4 protein-coding genes are annotated in these 6,296 nt (G+C 61.6%); 3 read left to right on the forward strand and 1 reads right to left on the reverse strand.

From position 1 onward, the window contains the following. Positions 1 to 438, forward strand: a 438-nt coding sequence (locus NW845_RS11980) for a zinc ribbon domain-containing protein (RefSeq protein ID WP_414378698.1), incomplete at its 5' end; no start/stop codon positions are given. Between the two features lie 130 nt (positions 439 to 568). Here the strand turns inward: NW845_RS11980 and ftsH are convergent. Beyond that, positions 569 to 2,467 (reverse strand): ATP-dependent zinc metalloprotease FtsH, encoded by a 1,899-nt coding sequence (ftsH, locus tag NW845_RS11985; RefSeq protein ID WP_414364337.1) that lies wholly within the window; start codon positions 2,465 to 2,467, stop codon positions 569 to 571. A gap of 503 nt (positions 2,468 to 2,970) precedes the next feature. Here ftsH and NW845_RS11990 point away from each other — a divergent pair. After that, a complete protein-coding gene (locus tag NW845_RS11990) occupies positions 2,971 to 4,194 on the forward strand; it encodes an aminotransferase class V-fold PLP-dependent enzyme (protein ID WP_414378699.1) in 1,224 nt (407 codons plus the stop codon). Positions 4,195 to 4,347: 153 nt separating this feature from the next. Then, a partial coding sequence (locus NW845_RS11995; RefSeq protein WP_414378700.1) for a TIGR03960 family B12-binding radical SAM protein occupies positions 4,348 to 6,296 on the forward strand: 1,949 nt, incomplete at its 3' end.

Raw genomic sequence — 6,296 nt, forward strand, 5'->3', positions numbered from 1 at the left:
TCCTGCCTAGAGCACTCTATTGGGAGAATTATCTTTGGCTGGAACCAAGGGCAAAAGCAAGAGTGCAACCTAGGCGATAGCAACAACCAAAACTTTGTCTTCATTCCCACCGCGCGGTTGAAGGAGCGCATAGAGGAGCTATGTCAACAGTACGGCATTGAGTTTATCGAGGTGGATGAGGCGTACAGTTCCCAAGCCAGCTGCTTGGATGGGGATGAGCTACCCAACTACGGTGAAAAACCCGACCGGTGGCAACCTTCTGGGAAGCGGGTAAAGCGGGGGCTGTACCAAACGGCAAGAGGGTGGTTGGTGAATGCGGATGCCAATGCTGCCGCTAACCTGCTGAGGAAGGTAAGCAGAACCTTGGGGCTTTGTCTCAAGGGACTGTCTAGGGGCGTCTTGACAGCGCCTTTGCGAGTCCGTCTGTGGACTGTGTAAGAATCCCCCGACTTTAGTTGGGGGGAGTGTCAACAGTTGACGACAGCCGCAAAAGGAGAGGGCAGTTGCCGGGCGCCAACCCCAACAACCACCCTCCTAAGCTAATCAATCCAGCAATGGGAGGGGATCCCTAGGCAGTCTTCGGGCTGGGCAACCCGATCTTCTCCGGGATGGGCACATATTCTGCCACAATGGCCCGAAACTCGTCCCCATCTAGGGTTTCCCGTTCCACCAAGGTGTCGGCCAGGCGATCCAGCAGAGCACGGTGCTCCAGCAAGATTTGCTTGGCTTTCTGGTAGCAGCTCTCCAGGATTTGCCGCACTTGTCGGTCGATCTTGGCGGCCACATCTTCGGAGTACTCGACGCGGTTCATCCAGCCACCGCCCAAAAAGACTTCGTTGTTGGGCGGATCCCACATCAGCGGCCCCAACTCGGACATCCCAAAGCGGGTCACCATCTGCCGCACCAGGTTGGTGTTTTGCTGCAGGTCGTTGCTAGCCCCCGTCGTCACTTCCGAGTAGCCGAAGACAATCTCCTCAGCTGCCCGACCGCCAAAACCGACCACCACCCGATCCAAGAGCCAGGCGCGGCTGTACATGCCGGAGTCGATCTGCTCCTCGTTGGGCAGTTGCTGGGCAAAGCCGCCGGCACCCCCGGAACGGGGGATAATGGTCACCTTGTTCAAGGGATCCGCGTGGGGCAAGAGGGTCATGAGCAGGGCGTGGCCGCACTCGTGGTAGGCGATCAGGCGCTTGCTCTTCCCGTCCAACAACGGCGGCTTGGTCAGGCCAATGGTGATGCGATCGATGGCGTCGTCGATGTCCTGGTTGGTGATGGCCTTGTGCTGACGGCGAGCCGCCAGGATGGCCGCCTCGTTGAGCAGGTTGGCCAGATCAGCGCCGGCAAAGCCAGGAGTGCGGCGGGCAATGGCCTCCAGGCTGACCTCCTCCGCCAGCTTCTTGTTGCGGGCATGGACGCGCAAGATCTCGTAACGCCCCTTGAAGCTGGGCCGATCCACCGTAATCTGGCGATCGAAGCGCCCTGGCCGTAGGAGCGCCGCATCCAGCACATCCGGGCGGTTGGTTGCAGCAATAACAATTACGCCCGAGTTGCCTTCAAACCCATCCATTTCCGTCAGCAACTGGTTTAGGGTTTGCTCGCGCTCATCGTTGCCGCCGCCGATGCCAGCCCCCCGCTGCCGACCCACGGCGTCGATCTCGTCGATGAAGACGATGCAGGGAGCATTCTCCTTGGCCTTCTTGAAGAGATCCCGCACTCGCGAGGCTCCTACGCCAACGAACATCTCCACGAACTCGGAGCCGGAGAGGCTGAAAAAGGGCACTCCCGCCTCACCGGCAATGGCTTTGGCCAGGAGGGTCTTACCCGTCCCAGGCGGCCCCACCAACAGCACGCCTTTGGGGATCTTGGCCCCTACGGCAGTGAAGCGCTCCGGCTTCTTCAGGAAGGTAACCACCTCTTGCAGCTCTTCTTTGGCCTCCTCGATCCCGGCTACATCGTCGAACTTGACGCCGGTTTTGGCTTCCATCTGGAAACGGGCCCGCGACTTGCCGAAGTTCATCGCTTGTCCAGGGCCGCCTGCTGCTCCGCCCGCGCGGCGCAGGAACAAGAACAACCCCCCCAGCAGCAGCACCGGGATGACCAGGTTGCCCAAGATCGCCCAGAAGGCGCTGCCATCGCGGGTAGGCACTACGGCCACCTCGATCCCCTGCTCGGTGAGGCGGTCCACCAGTTGCGGCACAGTGTTGGGTAGCAGGTTAACCCGGTAGCGGGTAGAACGCTGCGTTTGGGGGTCGACAGCCGTAACTTCGGCTACCAGGTTGTTATCGAGGAGGCGCACATCGGTAACTCGCCCCTCCTCGACGTAGCGCAAGAAGCGGTCGTAGGTGAGGGCAGAGGCCAGAGCGGCGTAGGCAGGTGGTGGCTGCAGCACCAGGCCGGATCCCTGCCAGAGACAAAAGCCCAGCACGAAGGCAATTAGCCAGCGCTGGGGGGATAGAGGCTTGTTCATAGAGAAGAGGAACACCCGGTTATTAAAAGTCCTTCAACAAACTTAACCTGTCGCTCCCCCAAGATACAACCCTGCCGCAGCCTTGATAAAATGCTCGCAGCCGCAGTGAACGACTCCCGACACTCATCTTCGTTGAGCAAACACAACATGGCTGACGCCACGCTGCGCGCACCGATAGCGTACGGCCTTCCCGCTTCCCAGACTTGTTGGTACAGAGGTCTCAGCGTGCTGCTACCGTGTGACCCACGGCGGGAAACTCTCCAGAGATTTAACTTGTTCGCCTCACTTGTAACATGAACGGCTTTTATCCCGACACTGATTGGCTCTTGAGTCAACACAATTCACCCATACAGTGCGGGGCTTCCCGCCAATGAAGCTAAAGAACTCTCCTCCAATCCGATGGTCTGACCGCAGCCCTGTCCATCTAGCTTTGACACTTTTAAGTTTCCGGGCAAGCTGCTTGGACGCGGATCCCAGATTTTTGTAACCCAGGCGGCTCAGCCATGTCTTTTTCCTCAAGTGCCAGATCGGATCCCTGCTGCTTGGAAGCGGCTGCCAGTGCCGAGGCACCGCTTTGCGACCGCTCGTTGTGGGGGCTGGATCCCCAGGCCATTTTTTTGAATCACGGCTCTTTCGGTGCGACCCCGAAAAAGGTGTTGCAGGCCCAAAGTGCTTGGCAAGAACGCCTAGAGGCCCAGCCGGTGCAGTTTATGGGGGAAGAGCTGCCGCGGGCTTTGCGGGCGGCGGCGGCAGAGCTGGCCCAGTTTGTCGGGGCCGAACCCGAAAATCTCGTGTTTGTGGAAAATGCCACTGGCGGCATCAACACGGTGTTGCGCTCGCTGTCGTTTCGGCCAGGGGATCAGATTGCCTGTACCAACCATGGCTACGGGGCTGTCCGCCAGGCGTTGCGCTATGTCTGTGAACGCTGGGGGGCCGTGCTGGCGGAAGCGCAGATCCCCTTCCCCATTGCGGGGCCGGAGCAGGTTCTGGCAGCATTTGCAGCCATTCTCACCCCCCAGACTCGGCTGGCGGTGGTGGATCACCTCACCTCGCCCACGGCCCTGATCTACCCCTTGGCGGAGCTTGTTGGCCTCTGTCGGCAGCGCGGGATCCCGGTCTTGGTGGACGGGGCCCATGCGCCGGGGGTTCTCCCGCTGGAGTTGGAAAGCCTAGGAGCCGATTGGTACACCGGCAACGCCCACAAGTGGCTGTTTGCCCCCAAAGGCTGTGCCTTTCTGTGGGTAGCCCCCCACCGCCAGGCCCAAACCCATCCCCTGGCCATCTCCCACGGCTATGGGCAAGGGTTCACAGCCGAGTTCGACTGGGTGGGCACCCGCGATCCCAGCGCTTGGCTGGCCATCTCGGCAGCCCTGGCCTTCATCCGGGAGCTGGGGGTGGAGAGGCTGCGCCGGTACAACCACACGCTGCTGCTGCAGGCGCGGCAGTTGCTCTTGGAAAAACTGGAAGGGATCCCACCCGCCCCTGAGAAGATGTTGGGCTTCATGGCGACCCTGCCCTTGCCACCCTTCTGGCAACAGTGGATCCCGGAGCTGCCCTTGGCGGAGCGGGCCCGCCGCCTGCACGACTACCTCTGGCAGATGCACCGCATCGAAGTTCCCATCATTCCCTTTGCCGGCCAGCTTTGGGTGCGCATCTCGGCCCAGGTTTACAACCATTTGGCTGAGTACGAACAGTTGGCGCTGGCCTTGCAGCGGTTGCCGAAGTGATGTGCGCCCTCACCCCCAACCCCTCTCCCAGAAGGAGAGGGGAGATGGGGTTGAGAAAGAGTTTTGCTGTTCTATCCGCCCTGGGTTTGGGCTGCCGGGAAAGTTCGGCTAGAGTCAGATCAGTAGCTGCGTTCACTTCTTGCTCGGATCCCCATGCTCTCTCCGGCTGCCACGCAAGCCCATCTACGCCCCATCGATCTGGATCGCCTGCTCACGCCTGAGATCCAGCGGCCAGCCCGCTACTTGGGGAAAGAATTCGGCGCCGCCCACCGCCCCTGGGACTCGGCGCGGGTGCGTTGGGTGCTGAGTTACCCAGAGCTGTACGAGGTGGGGGCTTCCAACCTGGGCCACATCATTCTCTACAACATCCTCAACGCCCAGCCGGATCAGTTGTGCGACCGCACTTATCTGCCAGGCCCGGATTTGGCGGCCCGGATGCGGCAGTTCCGGATCCCGCTGTTTGCCGTAGAATCGCGCCGCCCCTTGCGCGCTTTCCATATTATCGGCTTCAGCCTGGCCTACGAGCTGGGGGGCACCAACATCTTAGAGATGCTGGATCTGGCCGGGATCCCGCTCAAATGGTGGGAACGGCAAGCCTTCACCCCGCAAGAGTGTCCCCTGATCTTTGCCGGTGGGCCGACCGCCACCTCCAACCCAGAGCCCTTTGCCGACTTTTTTGACTTCTTCGTCTTTGGGGATGGGGAAGAGGTACTGCCGGAGATCGGCCAGGTCTTGGCCGGATCCCTGCACAAGCCCCGCCGAGAAGTGCTCTTGGAATTGGCTCAGGTGCCGGGGGTGTACGTGCCCCAGTTTTACGAGGGGATCCCGCCCCGACCCATCGTGCCCGGCGTGCCGGAGCGTATTCGCCGCCGCGTAGCGCTGCCCCAACCGCAGTACTCCATTGGCCTAGTGCCGCTGGTGGCAACGGTGCACGACCGCCTGGTGATGGAAGTGCGGCGGGGCTGTACCCGTGGCTGTCGCTTTTGCCAGCCGGGCATGCTCACCCGTCCAGCCCGCGATGTGGAGCCGGAAGCAGTAGTGGAAGCGGTGGTGCAGGGCCTGCGCAAAACCGGCTACAACGAATTTTCCCTCTCCTCCCTCAGTTGCTCCGACTACCTTTCCCTGCCGGCGGTGGGGGCCGAGCTGCACAACCGTCTCCTTGGCCAGCAGGTTGCGCTCTCGCTGCCCAGCCAACGGGTGGATCGCTTCGATGGGCAAATTGCCGCCATCATGAAGGGATCCCGCCGCTCCGGTCTGACCTTTGCCCCAGAGGCGGGCACGCAACGGCTGCGGGACATCATCAACAAGGGCCTGAGCGATGCCGACCTCATCCGTGGCATTCGCACCGCCGTCCAGGAGGGCTGGGACAAAATTAAGCTTTATTTCATGATTGGCCTGCCCGGCGAGACCGACGCCGATGTCATTGGGATTGCCCGCACTGTCGAAATGCTGCAGCGAGAGTGTGCAGCCTTGGGTCACAAGAAGGTGGAGTTTACCCTCACGGTCTCCAACTTTGTCCCCAAACCCCACACGCCCTTCCAGTGGCATCGGGTAGACTACGCCGACGTGCAGCGCAAGCAGGGCCTGCTGCAAAAGGAACTGCGACGGCTGCGGAGGGTCAAGGCCCACTTCACCGATATCCGCTTCAGCATCCTGGAGGACTTTATCGGCAAGGGGGATCGCTCCCTGGGCCGCATGATCGAGCAGGCCTGGCGGGCCGGCGCTGGCCTGGACGCCTGGTGGGAAAACATCGACGCCGCCTATGCTGCCTGGGTGAAGGCCTATGGTGGCGAAGCCGTGGATCCCAGCGCCGACCCGGTTGCCCTTTGCGCCCATCTCCCCATGCGCGAGCTGGGTTTGGAGGATCCCTTGCCCTGGGATCACATCGATACCGGCATCGACAAAAAATGGCTACAGAAAGACTACCACCGCGCCCTGGAAGCCATCACGGTGGAAGATTGTTCCTTTGAGAAGTGCTCCGCCTGCGGCATCTGCGGCCCCGGCTTTGGCCACAACATCGTTATTGCCCCCCCCCCCCCCCGGGCCCCCCCCACACACCCGCGCCCCCCACCCCCCCGGCGCACAGCGCCGCGCCCCCCCCC

It is taken from the genome of Synechococcus sp. H60.2 (genome assembly GCF_047462315.1).
Lineage (GTDB): Bacteria > Cyanobacteriota > Cyanobacteriia > Thermostichales > Thermostichaceae > Thermostichus.